A 15,177-nucleotide genomic window follows, 5' to 3' on the forward strand; every position below is an offset into this window, starting at 1 on the left:
GCGTGAACCTGTGGCGCGCGCCGCGGTAGCCGGCCTGCGCGCGGCGTGGGTGGTCGGTGGCCAGCGCGAGCACCGGCTCTTCCGCGCCGTCGTGCGCGAGTTCGGTGCGCCACCACGCGAGCTGGCGTGCCGCCTCGCCAGCGGTGAGTTCGTCGCGCTGCCATGCCGCGTGGTCGGCGTACTGGACCGGCGGCATGGCGAGCGAGCGCGGCTCGCCGGCCACGCGGGCCGCATAGCCGGCCACCAGTTCGTCGACGAACAGCTGCATCGACGCACCGTCGGAGACGATGTGGTGCATCACGACGACGAGCTGGTGCTCGTCGTCGCGCACACGCAGCAGGCCGACGCGCCACAGCGGGCCGCGGCGCAGGTCGAACGGGGTGTCGAGCAGGATCGGTAGATCGAACGCGGCGAGCGCGACCGGCTGCGGCGGCTGGATGAACTGGCGCGGCGTGCCGTCCTCGGCGAGATCGAACCGGGTGCGCAGCGGCTCGTGGCGCGCCGCCAGCGCGTCGAGCGAGGCCTGCAGCGCAGCGGTGTCGAGCACGCCTTTCAGCCGCAGCCCGAAGCGCACGTGGTACGCCGAGCTGCCCGGATCGAGTTGCCACAGGAACCACTGGCGCTGCTGCGCGTGCGACAGCGGCAGCGGTCCGGCACGGCGTGCCGCGTCGAGCACCGGGATCGTCGACGGGCGCGTGCCGCTGTCGCAGAGTCGGCGAATGCGCGCCGCGAGCTCGGCCAGCCGCGGCGCCTCGAAGACATCGCGCGGCGCGAAGCCGATCGGCCAGCGCTCGGCGATKCGCGCCGCCAGTTGCACCGCGGCGAGCGAATTGCCACCGCTCGCGAAGAACTGGGCGTCGCGCGCCGGCGTCGCGGCGTGGCCGAGCACCTCCTGCCACAGCGCGGCGACGGCGGCTTCGGTCTCGTCCAGCGGAACCGCCGGTGCCTCATCGCCCCCGCTGTCGCCGCTCACGAAGCGACCGTGCGCGAACACCGCGAACGCATCCAGCGTGCCCTGCTCGAAGCCCTGCCGGCAAGCGCGCCGCTGCAACTTGCCGCTGGAGGTCTTCGGCAGCGCGCCGGGGTTCAGCAGCAGCGCGACCGACACCGCCTCGCGGCACGCGCCGGCACACGCCTCGCCGAGCGCCTGCACCAGCGCCGCGGCCGGCACGCGCTTCTGCATCGCGCGCGACACCTCGACCGCGACGCCGACGCCCTCGCCACCGCCCGGCAGCGCGACCGCGAACGCGGCGACACGGCCGGCACGCACGGCCTCGACCTCGGCCTCGATCGCGCGCTCGATGTCCTGCGGGTAGACGTTGTGGCCGCGCAGGATGATCAGGTCCTTCAGCCGGCCGGTGACGTGCAGCTCGCCGCCGCGCACGAAGCCGAGGTCGCCGGTGCGCAGCCAGCGCTGGCCGGCGCGTTCGACGAAGCTCGCCTGCGTTTCTTCCAGCCGCTGCCAGTAGCCCTGCGCGATGCTCGGGCCGGCGGCCCAGATCTCGCCGACCTGGCCCTCGGGGTTCACCGCGAGCGTCTGCGGGTCGACGATCTCGACGCGCTGGCTGCTCGGCACGCGGCCGCTGCTGACCAGCGTGATGGCGTCGTCGCCCACGCCCTCCGCCGCCTGCCCGGCCCCGAGCGCCGACACCGAGAACGGCCGAGCGACCATCCCCCGCCCCCTTGCCGCGCCGCTGACGAACAGCGTCGCTTCGGCGAGGCCGTAGCACGGGAACACCGAACGCTGATCGAAGCGCGCCGGCGCGAAACGCTCGACGAACGCTCGCAGCGTGTCGTGCCGCACCGGCTCGGCGCCGCTGAACGCGACGCGCCAGCTCGACAGATCGAGCGATGCCACCGCGGCATCCTTCACCCGCTCGACGCACAGCCGGTACGCGAAGTCCGGCGCGCCGCTGATGCTGCCGCGGTGCCGCGCGATCGCCTCCAGCCAGCGCAGCGGCCGCTCCAGGAAGAACTGCGGCGTCATCAGCACGGCCTTGATGCCGCGGTGCAGCGGCTGCAACAGCCCGCCGATCAGGCCCATGTCGTGGTACAGCGGCAGCCAGCTGACGAACACGTCGTCGGCCCCGACCTCGAAGCCTGCGCCGATCGCCCGCTCGTTGGCCATCAGGTTGCCGTGGCTGACCATCACGCCCTTCGGCGCCGAGGTGGAGCCGGAGGTGTATTGCAGGAAGGCGATGTCGCTGTCGTGCGGCGCGTGCGGGCGCCACGCGGCGGCGAGCGCGGCATCGTCAGCGGCATCGAGCTCGTCGATCGCGATCGGCTCGGCATCGCCGAAGCCTTCGCCGAGCATCGCCAGCGTCGCGCGCGTCGCGAGCAGCGCCGCCGGTTGCGCGTCGTGCGCGATGCCGGCCAGCCGCGCCAGGTGCTGCGGCCGCGCCGATTCGGGCGGGAACGCCGGCACCGCGATCAACCCGGCGTGCAGGCACGCGAGGAAGGCCACCACGTAGCGGTCGTCGTTGCCCTGCAGCAGCAGCACGCGCCCGCCGGGMGCGAAGCGGCGTTGCAGCCGCGCGGCCAAGGCGCGCACGCGCAGCGCGAGCTCGGCGTAGCGGATCGGCGTGTCGAGCGCGGCGCCGTCGGCCGCGCTGACGATCACCAGCGCGGTGTCACCCGGCCGCTCGGCCCCGAGATGCTGCAGGTGGTCGACGAAATTGCGGGGAGCGTTCATCGGGACAGGTCCTGGTCGAGGTTGCCGTGCGGCTCGGCCATCGCGACCACCACCTTGCGCGGGCCCTTGAACGGCGCGCGCGCATGCGCGGCCAGCATGTTGTCGAGCATCAGCACGTCGCCGGCCTGCCAGCGGAACGACACCGTCTGCGCGGCCAGCACCGCGCGCACCTCGTCGAGCATCGCGTCGGGGATGGCCGAGCCGTCGGCGAAGCAGGCGGTGCGCGGCATCTCGTCGGCGCCCAGCAGCTCCTCCAGCGATTCGCGCACCTCCGGCTGCAGGTTCGAGACGTGGAACAGGTGGGCCTGGTTGAACCACACCGTCTCGCCGGTACGCGGGTGCACGGCGATGGCCTGGCACCGCTGCGTGGTGCGCAGCCCGCCGTCGGGCTTCCATTCGAAGCGGATGCCCGAGCGCGCGCACCAGGCCTCGACCTCGGCGCGCTCGCTGGTGTTGAACACCTGCTGCCACGGCACGTCGAACTCGCCGTAGTTGCGCACGTACAGCACGCCGGGCGCGAAGCGGCGGCGGATCGCCTCGGGCATCTCGCGCCAGATCGCGCGGCTGTCGGCGATCGGCGTCTCCCCGCCCTCGGGCGCGGCGGTGACGCAGTGGAACCAGATCTTCATCGGCCACTCGCGGGTGTAGGCCTGCTCGTTGTGCAGCGGGATGTGCTGGTGCGCCGGGTACTCGGTGGAGGTGTAGACGCCGCCACCGACCGCGCTGCGCGGCGTCGAGCCGAACTCGTAGGCGAGCAGCGGGTGGCCGAAGGCCGCGGCGAATTCGCGGAAGGCGTCGACATCGGGCACCTCGAAGCCGCGCAGCAGCACGCCGCCGATGCGGCTCAGCAGCGCCTCGATGTCGGCGCGCAGCGGCGCGAAGGCCTCGAGCAGCGCTTCACCGGGGCGCGAGGGCGTGATCAGGGCCGGCAAGGCGGGCCGGTCCGGGCGGGTTGGATTCAGCAGGTCGGTCATGGAAGATCCCCTTCAGGACGGCAGCGGTTCGAACCGCAGCGCCTGCATCTCGTGGACGAGCGCGGCCAGCAGCTGCGGCTCGCTCTGGCGGATGAAGAAATGCCCGCCGTCCAGCCAGGTCAGCGAGAACAGCGTGCGGGCCTCGCGGCGCCAGGCAGCGAGGCGCGGCGCGCCGATGTCGTCCTGGCGGCCGCCGAAGGCGTGGATCGGCATGTCGAGCGGCAGGCTCCTCGCGTGCGGCGCGCTCGCGCAGACGCGGTAGTCGGCGCGCAAGGCATCGAGCGTGATGCGCAGCATCTCGGGGCTCGTGAACACCTCGTCCGGCGTGCCGCCCTGGCGGCGCAGGTCGGCGATCAGTTGTTCGTCGGTGTCCTTGTTCGCGAAGCGCTGCGGATCACGCTGCGAGGGCGCCGGGCAGCCGCTGACGAACAGCGCCTCCGGGGCCGGCAGCCCGCGTTCGCGCAGGCGCTGCGCGATGCCCCAGGCCAGCAGGCCGCCCATGCTGTGGCCGAACAGCATGAAGCTGCCGGTGGTGGCGTTGATGGCAGCGGCCTGCTCGTCGCACAGCCTCGCCACCAACGTGGCGAACGATTCGACGCAGTGCTCGCCCAGGCGGCTGCCGCGACCGGGCAGCTCGACCGGCACGACCTGCACCCACGCCGGCAGCGAACGCCGCCAGCGCAGGTACATCGTCGCGCTGGCGCCGGCGCAGGGCAGGCACAGCAGGCGGACGCTGGCGTGCATCAGCGCGGCGCCGCGGCCTGCTCGTCCATCCAGCGGCGCAGCGACAGCGGCCGCATGTCGGTCCACGCCGCATCGACGAACGCGAGCACCGTCTTCTTGTCACCGCTGGCGCCGGGCACCGCGGTCCAGCCGGGTGGCACGGCCTTCCAGTGCGGCCAGATGGAATATTGATCCTCGTGGTTGACGAGGACGATGAAGGTTTCGTCGTCGCGGTCGAAGCAGCTGGTGGACATGGCAAGGCCCGTGGTTCGCGCAGTGATGCGCCTTGCCTTCCATGACGAGCCGGCCGCGGCTTTGTTCAGCAGCCTGATCCCGTTCGCCCTGAGCTTGTCGAAGGGCCTGCTCGCATCGAACCAGGGCTTCGACAGGCTCAGCCCGACCCTTCGACAAACTCAGGGCGAACGGATGGAGACGTCAGTGCGGCAACCCGTCGTCGTCGTGCGCCGGCGGCACCAGCCCGCTCAGCAGCCAAAGCCGCGAGGCCTGTGCGTGCGCCGTGCGGTGCCGCGGGTCGGCCTCGAGCCAGCGCGCGAGCGCCTCGTGGTCGGCTTCGCTCAGCGGCTGCTCGTGCGCCTTCATCACCCACGCCCAGGCGGACTGCATGGCGAGCTCCTGCGCGGGGTCTTCACGGTCCTGATCGGGGTTCATCGGCGGGCGGCGCGCGCGGTCGCGCACGGGGCTGGCAGTGGAAACCGCCGATTCTAGGAGGCCGTCATTCCGCTTCGAGCAGGTGCCGGCAGTGCGCCAGGGCCTGGACCGCATCACGGATCATCGTGTTGACCAGCGCCGCCGACACGCCCAGCCGCTCACCGATCGCGCGCTGCGTCATGCCGCCCATGCGGTACAGCTCGAAGGCCTGGCGCGTGCGCGACGGCAGGCGGCCGAGCGCCTCGTCGACGATCACCAGGTTCTGCCGGCTGATCGCGTACTGCTCCGGCGTGCCCTGCGGCGCCGCCACGTGCTCGCCGCTCTCGGCGTCGGCGAACACGCCGGCCTCGAGCATCATGCGGCGCCGGCAATCGATCGCCAGGTTGCGCACCACCTGGAAGCAATAGCCGATCGGCTGCTGCACCGCCAGGCCGTGCGACACGTCGGACAGCTTGAGAAAGGCCTCCTGCACCACGTCCTCGGCCAGCTCGCGCCGGCCGGTGATCTTGTGGGCCAGGCCTTGCAGCTTGGCCCGGTGCGCGAGAAAGGCTCCGCCGAGCCCTGCGGCAGGCTCATGGTTGGTGATCGACACGCTCTACCCCCTGGTGCTCATCGTTATTAATTGAGAATCATTCTTATTTTCAGGGGCCACGTCAAGGCTTCGCGAATGACCCTGCGATTGCCTGCGGAGGGCTTGCTCCAGAATGCGAACCTTGTTCCCGTGGCGAAACTTGGCCGATCAACGAGATGCGCGTACTGCTGGTGGAAGACGACCGGATGATCGGCGCGGCCGTGCAGCAGGCGCTGTCCGATGCCGCGTATGCGGTGGACTGGACCACCGACGGCGAGCAGGCCCTGGCCGCTGCGCTCGCCCAGGCCTATGACCTCGTGCTGCTCGACCTCGGCCTGCCGCGACGCGACGGCATCGAGGTGCTGCGCCAGCTGCGCGCGCGCAATGCCCGCGTGCCGATCCTGATCGTCACTGCGCGCGACGAGGTCGAAGACCGCATCGCCGGCCTCGACCTCGGCGCCGACGACTACGTGCTGAAGCCCTTCGACGTGCAGGAGCTGCTCGCGCGCATGCGCGCCGTGGTGCGCCGGCAGGGCGGCTCGGCCTCGCCCTTGCTGACCAACGGTGCGCTCACGCTCGACCCGGCGACGCGCGACGTGAGCTTCGAGGGCCGCAGCGCCGCGCTCTCCGGCCGCGAGTTCACGTTGCTGCAGGCGCTGCTGGTGCGCCCCGGCGCGATCCTGTCGCGCCAGGAGCTCGAGGAGCGCATCTACGGCTGGAACGAGGAGGTCGAGAGCAACACCGTCGAGGTGCTGATCCATGGCATCCGCCGCAAGCTCGGGCCCACGGTGATCCGCAACGTGCGCGGCGTCGGCTGGCGCGTGGACCGCGCGGCATGAGGAACTCGCTGCAGTTCCGCCTGTCGCTGTGGATGGCCGTGCTGCTGCTGGCCACCGCGGTCGCGGCCGGCGCGGTGTCGTTCTTCTGGGCGCTGCACGAGGCCAACGAGCTGCAGGACGACCTGCTCGAGCAGACCGCCGCGCTGGTGCTGGCCGGCCAGCTCGCGATCAACCCGGTCGAGCCGCTGGCCGCGCCCGGCGCGCCGCGGCCGAGCGTGGTGGTGGAGCTGGTCGACACGGCGGCGGGCGAGCCGCGCGTGAACGGCATCGGCCGGCTGCCGCGCGACCTGCCCGACGGGCTGGACACGCACGTCGCCGAAGGCCGCCCGTGGCGCATGCTGCTGGCTCACCTGCCCGACGGCCGCCGCTTCATCGTCGCGCAGCAGACCGACCGGCGCGACGACATCGCGCAGGACAGTGCGCTGGCTGCGCTGGTGCCGCTGCTGGTGCTGCTGCCGGTGCTGCTGCTGCTGATCCACGTGGTGATCCGCAACACGTTGCGGCCGATCGCACGGGCTTCCCACGCGTTGAATCACCTCGATCTGCAGGGCGACGCCGCCGCGGTCGACGTGCCGGCCGGCGACATGCCCGACGAGGTGCGGCCCTTCGTCACGTCGATCAATGCGCTGCTGCGCCGCCTCACCGAATCGCTCGAGCAGCAGCGCCGCTTCGTCGCCGACGCAGCCCACGAGCTGCGCTCGCCGATCACCGCGCTGACGGTGCAGGCCGAGAACCTGGAGCATGCGGAGATGTCGCCCGAGGCACGGCGGCGTTTCGTGCCGCTGCGCGAGGGGCTGTCGCGCTCGCGGGCGCTGCTGGAGCAGCTGCTGTCGCTCGCGCGCGTGCAGGCGCCGCGGGCCGACGCGCGGCAGGGGCAGGACGCGGCGGCGCAGCCGTCGGTCGCGCTGCACGAGGTGGTGCGCGAGGTGGTGTCCGACCTGGTCGCGATGGCCGAGGCCGGGCAGGTCGACCTGGGCGTCACGCGGCTCGACGCGGTGCGGGTCGCCGGCACGCCGGTCGACCTGCAGACGCTGGTGCGCAACGCGGTCGACAACGCGGTGCGCTACACGCCGGCCGGCGGGCGCGTCGACGTGAGCCTGGAGCAGGCCGGTGGCCGTGCGCTGCTGCGCGTCGACGACACCGGGCCCGGCATTCCGCCRGACCAGCGCGAGCGGGTGTTCGATGCGTTCTACCGGCTGCTCGGCACGCAGCAGACCGGCAGCGGGCTGGGGCTGTCGATCGCGCGCAGCATTGCGCAGAGGCTGGGTGGGCAGATCGTGCTGGAGACGGCGCCGGGCGGGGGGTTGCGCTTCGAGTATCGGCAAGGGAGCCAGCAAGACGGCCGCCCCGCCTGACACCCGCGTCCCCAAGTTTCGGTATGGACGCGGCCGCTGGCGCCGCTACCGTGGCAGGTCCACTGCACCACCACCGGAGCAACTGAATGGCCTTGCATCGCAATGTCGGCGGCATCGTGAGCCTCGCGGCCGGCGCCACGCACCACTGGGAATACTTCTTCGACGGCTTCGGCCGCGATGTCGGCGTCGCTGTCGCGGCCGCCAACATCCAGGAGCCGCAGGTCAACGTCGAACTGGTCACGGTCAGCCAGGGCGTCGTCGCCCGCTCGAACGGCGAGACCGACGGCATCCACTACACCGTCAACATCCGCAACGCGGGTGCGGCGGCGATCCACTACAACCTCAGCATCGCGGAATGGAGCTGACCCTCATGCACACCGCCACCGTGATCACCGAGGCCGGCCGCGTGGTCGGCGTCCAGGTCGACCTGCCGGCCGGCTCGCGCCGCATCGGCCCGGTCGCGATGCTGCGCGCCGGACCGTCGCAGACGCTGCACCGCATCGACGTGGAGCTGCCCGCATCGCTCACCACCGCCGACGAGATCGAGCGCTTCCACGCCGCTGTCGCGAAGCAGCTGGCGCTGGCCGCGCCGGACAAGCGCAAGGCAAAACCCCCGAAGACACGAAAGTAGCGCCTGTCGCAGAATGCCCCCTCGTTCAGAAAAGGGGCAGCGATGAAGGTGTGCATCTACGGGGCCGGTGCGATCGGCGGGTTCATCGGCGCGCGGCTCGCGGCGAACACGGGTGCGCAGGTCAGCGCAGTCGCCCGCGGCGCGACGCTGCAGGCGCTGCGCGAGCACGGCTGGCGGCTGCAGCAAGGCGGCCAGCTCGTCACCGGGCCGGCCACCGCCAGCGCCGATGCGGCCGAGCTGGGCCCGCAGGATGTGGTCGTCATCGCCGTGAAGGGCCCGGCGCTCGCCGCGGTGGCCGATCAACTCGCCCCGCTGCTTGCGCCGCACACCGTCGTGCTGCCGGCGATGAACGGCGTGCCGTGGTGGTTCGGCCGCGGCATTGCGGCGATCGGCGAGGCACCGCTCGAGAGCGTCGACCCCGGCGGCCGCATCGCCGCGAAGATCCCGCACGAGCGGGTGCTCGGCTGCGTCGTGCACGCGGCCACCACCAGCCCGCAGCCCGGCCTCGTCGAACACAAGATGGGCCAGGGCCTGATCATCGGCGAGCCCGGCGGCGGCGAATCAGCGCGCGCCCGCGAGCTCGGCGCCCTCCTCACGCAGGCCGGCTTCGACGTCACCGTGTCGGCCAGCGTGCGCCAGGACATCTGGTACAAGCTGTGGGGCAACATGACGATGAACCCGGTGTCGGCAATCACCGGCGCCACCGTCGACCGCGTGCTCGACGACCCGCTGCTGCTCACGTTCTGCGCGAACGCGATGCGCGAGGCCTCTGCCATCGGCGCGCGCATCGGCTGCGCGATCGCGCAGACCCCGGAAGACCGCCAGCAGGTCACGCGCAAGCTCGGCGCGTTCAAGACCTCGATGCTGCAGGACGTGGAAGCCGGCCGCGGCATCGAGCTCGATGCGCTGGTCGGCGCGGTGCGCGAGATCGCGCAGCGCCTGCCACTGCCGACACCGAACATCGATGCGCTGCTCGGGATGACGCGGCTGTTCGGGCGCGTACACGGCCTGTACCCCGAGTAACCTCAACCGGACACCACCATGACCCATCTGCCCCGCTTCGTCGGCGCCGCGCTGCTGACACTGGCCGTCACGCTCGCACATGCGCAGACATCGGCACCCGCTCCGACGCAACGCCTGCGCGGCACCGTCGAGTCGTTCGACAACACCACGCTGGTGATGAAGGAGCGCAGCGGCGAGGTGCTGCGCCTGGCGCTGGCCGACACCTTCGGCGTCAACGAGGTGGTGCCGACCGAGCTGGCCGGCATCGCCGCCGGCAGCTACATCGGCACCGCGGCGATGCCGCAGGCCGACGGCACGCTGCAGGCGCTGGAGGTGCTGGTATTCCCCGAACAGGCGCGCGGCAGCAACGAAGGCCACTACCCGTGGGACCTGCAGCCGGGCAGCACGATGACCAATGCGACCGTCGCCGACGTGGTCGGCCGGGCCTTGGGCCGCACGCTGCGGCTGCGCTACAAGGACGGCGAGAAGACAGTGCTGGTGCCCGAAGGCGTGCCGGTCGTCACCGTGAAGCCGGGCGACCGGGCGCTGCTGGTGCCAGGCGCCAAGGTGCTGGTCACCGCGCAGCTGCGCGACGGCAAGCCGGTGGCGCTGCGGGCGATCGCGGGGCGCAACGGGTTCGCGCCGCCGATGTGATCACGCCGATGTGATCACGCAAAGGCGTGCCGGCCCCCGGTGCGGAACGCCGCGATCACGTCCAGCAGCCCGGCCGCCTGGATCTTCAGGCTCTCGGCCGCCGCGGCGCTCTCTTCCACCAGCGCGGCGTTCTGCTGCGTGCCGGAATCGATCGACGCCACCGCCTGGTTCACCTGCACGATGCCGGTGCTCTGCTCGGTGGTCGACGCGTTGATCTCGGCGATCAGGTCGGTCATGCGGCGCACCTGGGCCACGATCTCGTTCATCGTGCTGCCGGCTTCGCTCACCGGCCCGCGCGGCCTCGACGGCCGCATTCAGCGCGAGGATGTTGGTCTGGAACGCGATGCCGTCGATCACGCCGATGATGTCGGCGATCTTGCGGCTCGATTCGGAGATCTCGCCCAGCATCGCGGCGACGCAGGCGGCGATCATCGTCATGCGGTCGCCCGCTTAGCCCGCATCGGCCGCCTTGGCGATCCCTCCGGCCTGCGCATATTCGTATTCGATCAGTTCGCTGGTGGTCTTCAGCAGCGCCGCCAGCAGTGGCCGGCATTCGGCGTTCATCTTCCCGATCGCCTCCTCGCGCTTGCCGTCCAGCGCCATGCCGACGATGCTCGAGCTCCCGGTCGGCCAGATCGGTGAAGTTCATGAGATTCCCTGAGTCGGTAGGAAGGCTGACCGGATGACACGCCATTGTTCGATGGCACCGCGTGGCTGCCTATCCGAGGCGCACCGCGCGTGGTGTCGGTGAGCTTCAGGCCGGGGATGACGGGAGATTGCCTACAGCCGCGATGGAGGGTCCGAGCGGCGGCGAGGCCTGTGAGCGCTGTCTGACCCGGCAAGCCGGTGCCGTCCGGCAGATTCGCCCGCCGGCAGGCTCGACCATGGGGCACCTCGTCTGCACGGAGACCCTCGATGGGCCTGACCCCCCTGAACCGCTGGCTCGGCCGCACCGCGATGCCGTTCTTCCGCAAGGCCCTGCCCGCGATGGGCGACACCGAACGGGCCGCGCTCGAAGCCGGCACGGTGGGCTTCGAGGGCCAGCTGTTTGCCGGCCGGCCCGATTTCGACGCGCTGCTGGCGATCCCACCGAACCGCCTGACGCCGGACGAGCACGCCTTCCTCGATGGCCCCGTGCGTGACCTGATCGGCATGCTCGACGATTTCTCGATCGACACCGAGGGCGACCTGCCCGCCGCCGTGTGGCAGCACCTGCGGGCGAAGCGCTTCTTCGGAATGATCATCCCGAAGGAGCACGGCGGCCTGGGCTTCAGCCACCATGCGCATGCGACGGTGGTGGCGCGCATCGCGACGGTGAACGTTGCAGCCGCGGTCACCGTGATGGTGCCGAACTCGCTCGGTCCGGCCGAACTGCTGCTGCGCTACGGCACCGAGTCCCAGAAGGCGCAGTACCTCGAACGCCTGGCCGATGGCCGCGACCTGCCCTGCTTCGGCCTGACCTCGCCGTACGCCGGCTCCGATGCCGCCTCGATCCCCGACCGCGGCGTGCTGACCGAGCGCGTGGTCGACGGCCGGCGCGTGCGCGGCTTCAGCGTCACCTTCGACAAGCGCTACATCACGCTCGCGCCGGTGGCGACGGTGGTCGGCCTCGCATTCCAGGCGGTCGACCTGACGCGCCCCGAGGGCGAGCAGGAACTGGGCATCACCTGCGCGCTGCTGCCGGTGCCGACGCCCGGCATGGAGATCGGCCGCCGCCACCGGCCGATGGATTCGGCCTTCATGAACGGCCCGGTGCGCGGCGAGAACGTGTTCGTGCCGATGGACTGGGTGATCGGCGGCGAGCCGCAGGTCGGCCAGGGCTGGCGCATGCTGATGGAGTGCCTGGCGGCAGGCCGCGCGATCTCGCTGCCGGCGATGGGCGCCGCGATGCAGCAGACCGCGCTGTTCGTGATGAGCGGCTACGGGCAGATCCGCGAGCAATTCGGGCTGCCGATCGCGAAGTTCCATGCGATCGCCGCGCTGCTCGCCCGCACGGCCGCCGACCTGTACGCGACCGACGCGGCCCGCCGCTACACCGCCGCGGCGCTCGATGCCGGCCAGCGGCCGAGCGTCGCGAGCGCGATCCTGAAGGTGCACCTGACCGAAGCCGGCCGGCGCGCGGTCATCCACGGCATGGACGTGCTCGGCGGCAAGGGCATCATCTCGGGGCCGAGCAACCTGCTGGGTGCCGCCTACCGCCAGGCGCCGATCGCGATCACGGTGGAAGGCGCCAACATCCTGACGCGCTCGCTGATCATCTTCGGCCAGGGTGCCGTGCGCTGCCATCCCCACGTGCTCGACGAGATGGCGGCGGTGCAGGCCGACGATGCCGAGGCCTTGGGCAAGGCGCTGCTGGGGCACGGCCGGCATGTGCTGCGCAACCTGTGGGCCAGCCTGACCCGCGCGCCGCTGCGCGGCCACGTCCCGAAGGGGCTCGAGAAGGAAGCCCGGTTGATTGCCCGCGTGTCGGCCAAGTACGCGTTGACCGCCGACCTGGCGATGGGCCTGCTCGGCGGCAAGCTCAAGCGCATGGAGCTGCTGTCTGCCCGGCTGGGCGATGTGCTGGCCAACCTGTACCTCGCGTCGGCCAGCGTGTGGCGCTTCGAGCGGGAGGCCGACCCGGCCTTGCTGCCGATCGCGCGCGCGGCGATCCGCGTGCAGCTGGACCAGGCCGCCGCGACGCTGCGCGACCTGTACGCCAACCTGCCCTCCGGCCTGCTGCGCGCGCTGGCACCGCTGCTGCTGAACGGCACGCGGCACCTCGCCCCGCTGCGCGACCGCGACCTGGTGGTGCTGGCCGAATCGCTGCGCAGCGAGCCGGCGGTGCTGGCGCGCCTGTGCATCGATGTGGGCACGCCGCGCAGCGGCGGCCTGCGCGACCTGCGCGACGCGCTCGACCAGGCGCGTGCGCTCGGCGACGAAGCCGGCGAACTCAACCAGGCCTTGCGCCATTCGCGTTCGCTGGAGGACGTGGCCAGCCATTCGCGCAACCCGGCGGCTGCGCTCGCCTACCTGCGCGCGGCGGCCAGGGTGATCCAGGTCGACGACTTTCCCGGACCGGTGCGGGCTGCGGCGCCGCGACCGGCCGTTCCATCCGCCGCGGCTGTCGCGGTGCCCGATCCACTGGAGGTGCCATGAGCCAGAACACCGTGAACCCGACCGCTGCGAACGCCGTCTCGAACCCGATCCGCAGAGACGGCGTGTTGCCGCCCGAGAACAAGATCTTCCTGGCCTTCCGGTCGGCCGACGACCTGCAGGGGGCGCTCAACGCCCTGCTGGACGCGAACTTCCTGGAAAGCGACCTGCTGGTGTTCTCGCCGCAGCAGATGGCGCGCCAGATGCGGACCAACATCGCGCATGCGGGCGCGCTGGCCTCGATCGGGCAGGACCTGAACCTGCTGAAGACCCACCTTGCGCTGGCCGAGCAGGGGCACGGCTACGTGGTCGTGCTGTGGCCGAAGAGCGACCACGAGGAGTTCATCACGCAGGTGGCGCGCGAGCACAACGCGGCGCGGGCGCAGAAGTTCGGGCGGCTGATCATCGAGGAGCTGATCGAGCCGAACCCGGGCCAGCAGCAGCATTTCGAGTCGCCCGATCGGGGGCTCGACCGGCAGACCCACCGCTGAGTGCGGATCACAACACGGCGTAGCGCCCCGGTTTGTGGTTGACCGCGATGAACAGGTTCATCACGACGGCCGCGAGCACCGACCAGGCGACGCGCGACGGCTCGACCACCGTCAGCGCGAGCAGCACGACGCTGCAATCGACGCCCATCTGCACCTTGCCCGCCCGCCAGCCGCGTGTCTGCTGCAGGTACAGCGACACGATGGTGGCGCCGCCCAGGCTGGCGCGGTGGCGTGCGAGGAACAGGCAGCCCGAACCCAGCAGCAGCCCGCCCAGCACGGCCGCGTAGGCCGGGTGCAGGCGCTCGATCGCGAACAGCTGCGGCGACCAGTCGGTCATCAGCGACAGCAGCGTGATCGCGATGAAGGTCTTCAGCGTGAACTCGCGGCCCATGCGCCGCCACGCGAACCAGTAGAACGGCAGGTTGATCGCGAAGAACAGCTTGCCCAGGCCGATGCCGGTCGCGTAGTGCAGCACGAAGGCGACGCCGGCGGTGCCGCCAGTCAGCAGCCCGACCTGCGCGAACAGGATCAGTGCCAGCGAGACGAACAGCGTGCCGGTGAAGATGGCCTGCGCGTCCTCGAACAGCGTGTGGCGCTGGGGGGATGGCGACGGTGCTTCGGTCGGGGCAGCGGGGATGCTCATGGCCCCGGATATTGCACGAAGCGTGCCGACATCCATCAATGCCCGCTGCTGTCGCCCGAGCGGCCGGCCTCGAACAGGAACCAGGTGCGGCGCTCGGTCTCGTCGATCCACACTTCGATCAGGCTGGCGGTCGCGATGTCGTGGTGTTCGTCGCAGACGCCGTGCGCCTCGCGCAGCTCGGCGACCAGCGTCTTGTTGTCCTCGCGCAGCTCGGCGAGCATGTCCGACGGCTCGACGAATTCGGCGTCGTTGTCGAGGATGCGCTGCGAGCGCGCGATGTGGCCGATCGAGCGCAGCGTGCTGCCGCCGATCTTGCGCACGCGCTCGGCGATCGGGTCGGTCATCGCGTAGAGCTGGTCGGCCTGCTCGTCGAGCATCACGTGGTAATCGCGGAAGTGCGGGCCGCTCATGTGCCAGTGGAAGTTCTTGGTCTTCAGGTACAGCGCGAACACGTCGGCCAGGATGCCGTTCATCGCGGCGGCGATGTCGCGCGTGGCGCCGGCCTTCAGGTCGGTCGGCGTGACCAGCGGGGCGCGCTGGCGTTCCTTGGCGCTGCGCGCCGGGGGCGGGGCCTTCTTCTTCATCGCGAATCCTTCCGTGGAGTGATCGCGCAGCATAGCCTTGGGCTGCTTGCTCTGCCTCCTCCTGAGGGGGCAGGCTTCTGTTCTTTCGTGGCGCGTGTTCGGAGCGGCYGGGGGSKGGCTGTGGGGGCTCAGCTGGGGCGGTCGGCCCTGGCGGGCCGACTGCACGAAGAAGCTCGGCTTCGGGGGTGCATCGGCAAACTCCCGTCACTCACTT

Annotated in this window: 17 protein-coding genes and 1 pseudogene; 8 read left to right on the forward strand and 10 right to left on the reverse strand. The window is 71.3% G+C overall.

Annotation, left to right across the window (positions count from 1 at the left end; all coding sequences use genetic code 11):
• The 6 genes from AC1DXV_RS21705 to AC1DXV_RS21730 all read right to left on the reverse strand — a co-directional run.
• Nucleotides 1–2,692, reverse strand: a 2,692-nt coding sequence (locus AC1DXV_RS21705; RefSeq protein WP_477935489.1) for an AMP-binding protein, incomplete at its 3' end; no start/stop codon positions are given.
• Nucleotides 2,689–3,666, reverse strand: a complete 978-nt coding sequence (locus AC1DXV_RS21710) for a TauD/TfdA family dioxygenase (protein ID WP_477869287.1) — start codon at nt 3,664–3,666, stop codon at nt 2,689–2,691. The genes AC1DXV_RS21710 and AC1DXV_RS21705, both read right to left, overlap by 4 nt.
• Nucleotides 3,667–3,678: 12 nt before the next feature.
• Nucleotides 3,679–4,410: a thioesterase II family protein gene (locus tag AC1DXV_RS21715; RefSeq protein WP_477869286.1), complete on the reverse strand. Its 732-nt coding sequence runs from the start codon at nt 4,408–4,410 to the stop codon at nt 3,679–3,681.
• A complete protein-coding gene (locus tag AC1DXV_RS21720) occupies nt 4,410–4,643 on the reverse strand; it encodes an MbtH family protein (protein ID WP_047507974.1) in 234 nt (77 codons plus the stop codon). The genes AC1DXV_RS21715 and AC1DXV_RS21720 overlap by 1 nt, the downstream gene beginning before the upstream one ends.
• A 181-nt stretch (nt 4,644–4,824) precedes the next feature.
• Nucleotides 4,825–5,013 carry a FecR/PupR family sigma factor regulator gene (locus AC1DXV_RS21725; protein ID WP_477869285.1) on the reverse strand — a complete coding sequence of 63 codons (189 nt, stop codon included), beginning with the start codon at nt 5,011–5,013 and terminating at the stop codon, nt 4,825–4,827.
• A gap of 109 nt (nt 5,014–5,122) precedes the next feature.
• Nucleotides 5,123–5,650 (reverse strand): sigma-70 family RNA polymerase sigma factor, encoded by a 528-nt coding sequence (locus AC1DXV_RS21730; RefSeq protein ID WP_465114574.1) that lies wholly within the window; start codon nt 5,648–5,650, stop codon nt 5,123–5,125.
• 155 nt (nt 5,651–5,805) lie between these two features.
• Between AC1DXV_RS21730 and AC1DXV_RS21735 the strand changes: the two genes are divergently transcribed.
• The 6 genes from AC1DXV_RS21735 (at nt 5,806) to AC1DXV_RS21760 (ending at nt 10,110) form a co-directional block, all read left to right on the forward strand.
• Nucleotides 5,806–6,468 (forward strand): response regulator transcription factor, encoded by a 663-nt coding sequence (locus AC1DXV_RS21735; protein WP_477869283.1) that lies wholly within the window; start codon nt 5,806–5,808, stop codon nt 6,466–6,468.
• Nucleotides 6,465–7,823 carry an ATP-binding protein gene (locus AC1DXV_RS21740; protein WP_477935491.1) on the forward strand — a complete coding sequence of 453 codons (1,359 nt, stop codon included), beginning with the start codon at nt 6,465–6,467 and terminating at the stop codon, nt 7,821–7,823. The genes AC1DXV_RS21735 and AC1DXV_RS21740 overlap by 4 nt, the downstream gene beginning before the upstream one ends.
• Before the next feature lie 86 nt (nt 7,824–7,909).
• Nucleotides 7,910–8,188, forward strand: coding sequence for a hypothetical protein (locus tag AC1DXV_RS21745; protein ID WP_477935493.1), 279 nt, complete (start codon nt 7,910–7,912; stop codon nt 8,186–8,188).
• Nucleotides 8,179–8,454, forward strand: a complete 276-nt coding sequence (locus tag AC1DXV_RS21750; RefSeq protein ID WP_477873607.1) for a hypothetical protein — start codon at nt 8,179–8,181, stop codon at nt 8,452–8,454. The genes AC1DXV_RS21745 and AC1DXV_RS21750 overlap by 10 nt, the downstream gene beginning before the upstream one ends.
• A gap of 42 nt (nt 8,455–8,496) precedes the next feature.
• Nucleotides 8,497–9,477 carry a 2-dehydropantoate 2-reductase gene (locus AC1DXV_RS21755; protein WP_477935495.1) on the forward strand — a complete coding sequence of 327 codons (981 nt, stop codon included), beginning with the start codon at nt 8,497–8,499 and terminating at the stop codon, nt 9,475–9,477.
• 18 nt (nt 9,478–9,495) lie between these two features.
• A complete protein-coding gene (locus AC1DXV_RS21760) occupies nt 9,496–10,110 on the forward strand; it encodes a hypothetical protein (protein ID WP_477871267.1) in 615 nt (204 codons plus the stop codon).
• A 14-nt stretch (nt 10,111–10,124) separates the two neighbouring features.
• Here AC1DXV_RS21760 and AC1DXV_RS21765 read toward each other — a convergent pair.
• Both AC1DXV_RS21765 and AC1DXV_RS21770 read right to left on the reverse strand, forming a co-directional pair.
• Nucleotides 10,125–10,539: pseudogene (locus AC1DXV_RS21765) on the reverse strand (methyl-accepting chemotaxis protein); the annotation flags it as partial.
• Nucleotides 10,540–10,560: 21 nt separating this feature from the next.
• Complete coding sequence (locus tag AC1DXV_RS21770) at nt 10,561–10,713, reverse strand: hypothetical protein (RefSeq protein WP_477871265.1); 153 nt, start codon at nt 10,711–10,713, stop codon at nt 10,561–10,563.
• 312 nt (nt 10,714–11,025) lie between these two features.
• Here AC1DXV_RS21770 and AC1DXV_RS21775 point away from each other — a divergent pair, with 312 nt between their 5' ends.
• Together AC1DXV_RS21775 and AC1DXV_RS21780 are read left to right on the forward strand one after the other, a co-directional pair.
• On the forward strand, nt 11,026–13,248 hold the full coding sequence (locus AC1DXV_RS21775) for an acyl-CoA dehydrogenase (RefSeq protein WP_477935497.1): 2,223 nt from the start codon (nt 11,026–11,028) through the stop codon (nt 13,246–13,248).
• Entirely contained in the window at nt 13,245–13,736 is a 492-nt protein-coding gene (locus AC1DXV_RS21780) for a hypothetical protein (protein ID WP_477873391.1), read from the forward strand. Before AC1DXV_RS21775 ends, AC1DXV_RS21780 begins: the two co-directional genes overlap by 4 nt.
• A gap of 7 nt (nt 13,737–13,743) precedes the next feature.
• Here AC1DXV_RS21780 and AC1DXV_RS21785 read toward each other — a convergent pair whose 3' ends face one another.
• Together AC1DXV_RS21785 and AC1DXV_RS21790 are read right to left on the reverse strand one after the other, a co-directional pair.
• The gene (locus tag AC1DXV_RS21785) at nt 13,744–14,379 is read right to left on the reverse strand and encodes a YitT family protein (protein ID WP_477873389.1); all 636 of its coding nucleotides are present in this window, start codon (nt 14,377–14,379) and stop codon (nt 13,744–13,746) included.
• A 35-nt stretch (nt 14,380–14,414) separates the two neighbouring features.
• Complete coding sequence (locus AC1DXV_RS21790; RefSeq protein ID WP_477873387.1) at nt 14,415–14,963, reverse strand: Dps family protein; 549 nt, start codon at nt 14,961–14,963, stop codon at nt 14,415–14,417.
• Nucleotides 14,964–15,177 lie beyond the last annotated feature (214 nt).

The organism is Rhizobacter sp. P3_C12 (genome assembly GCF_056402735.1).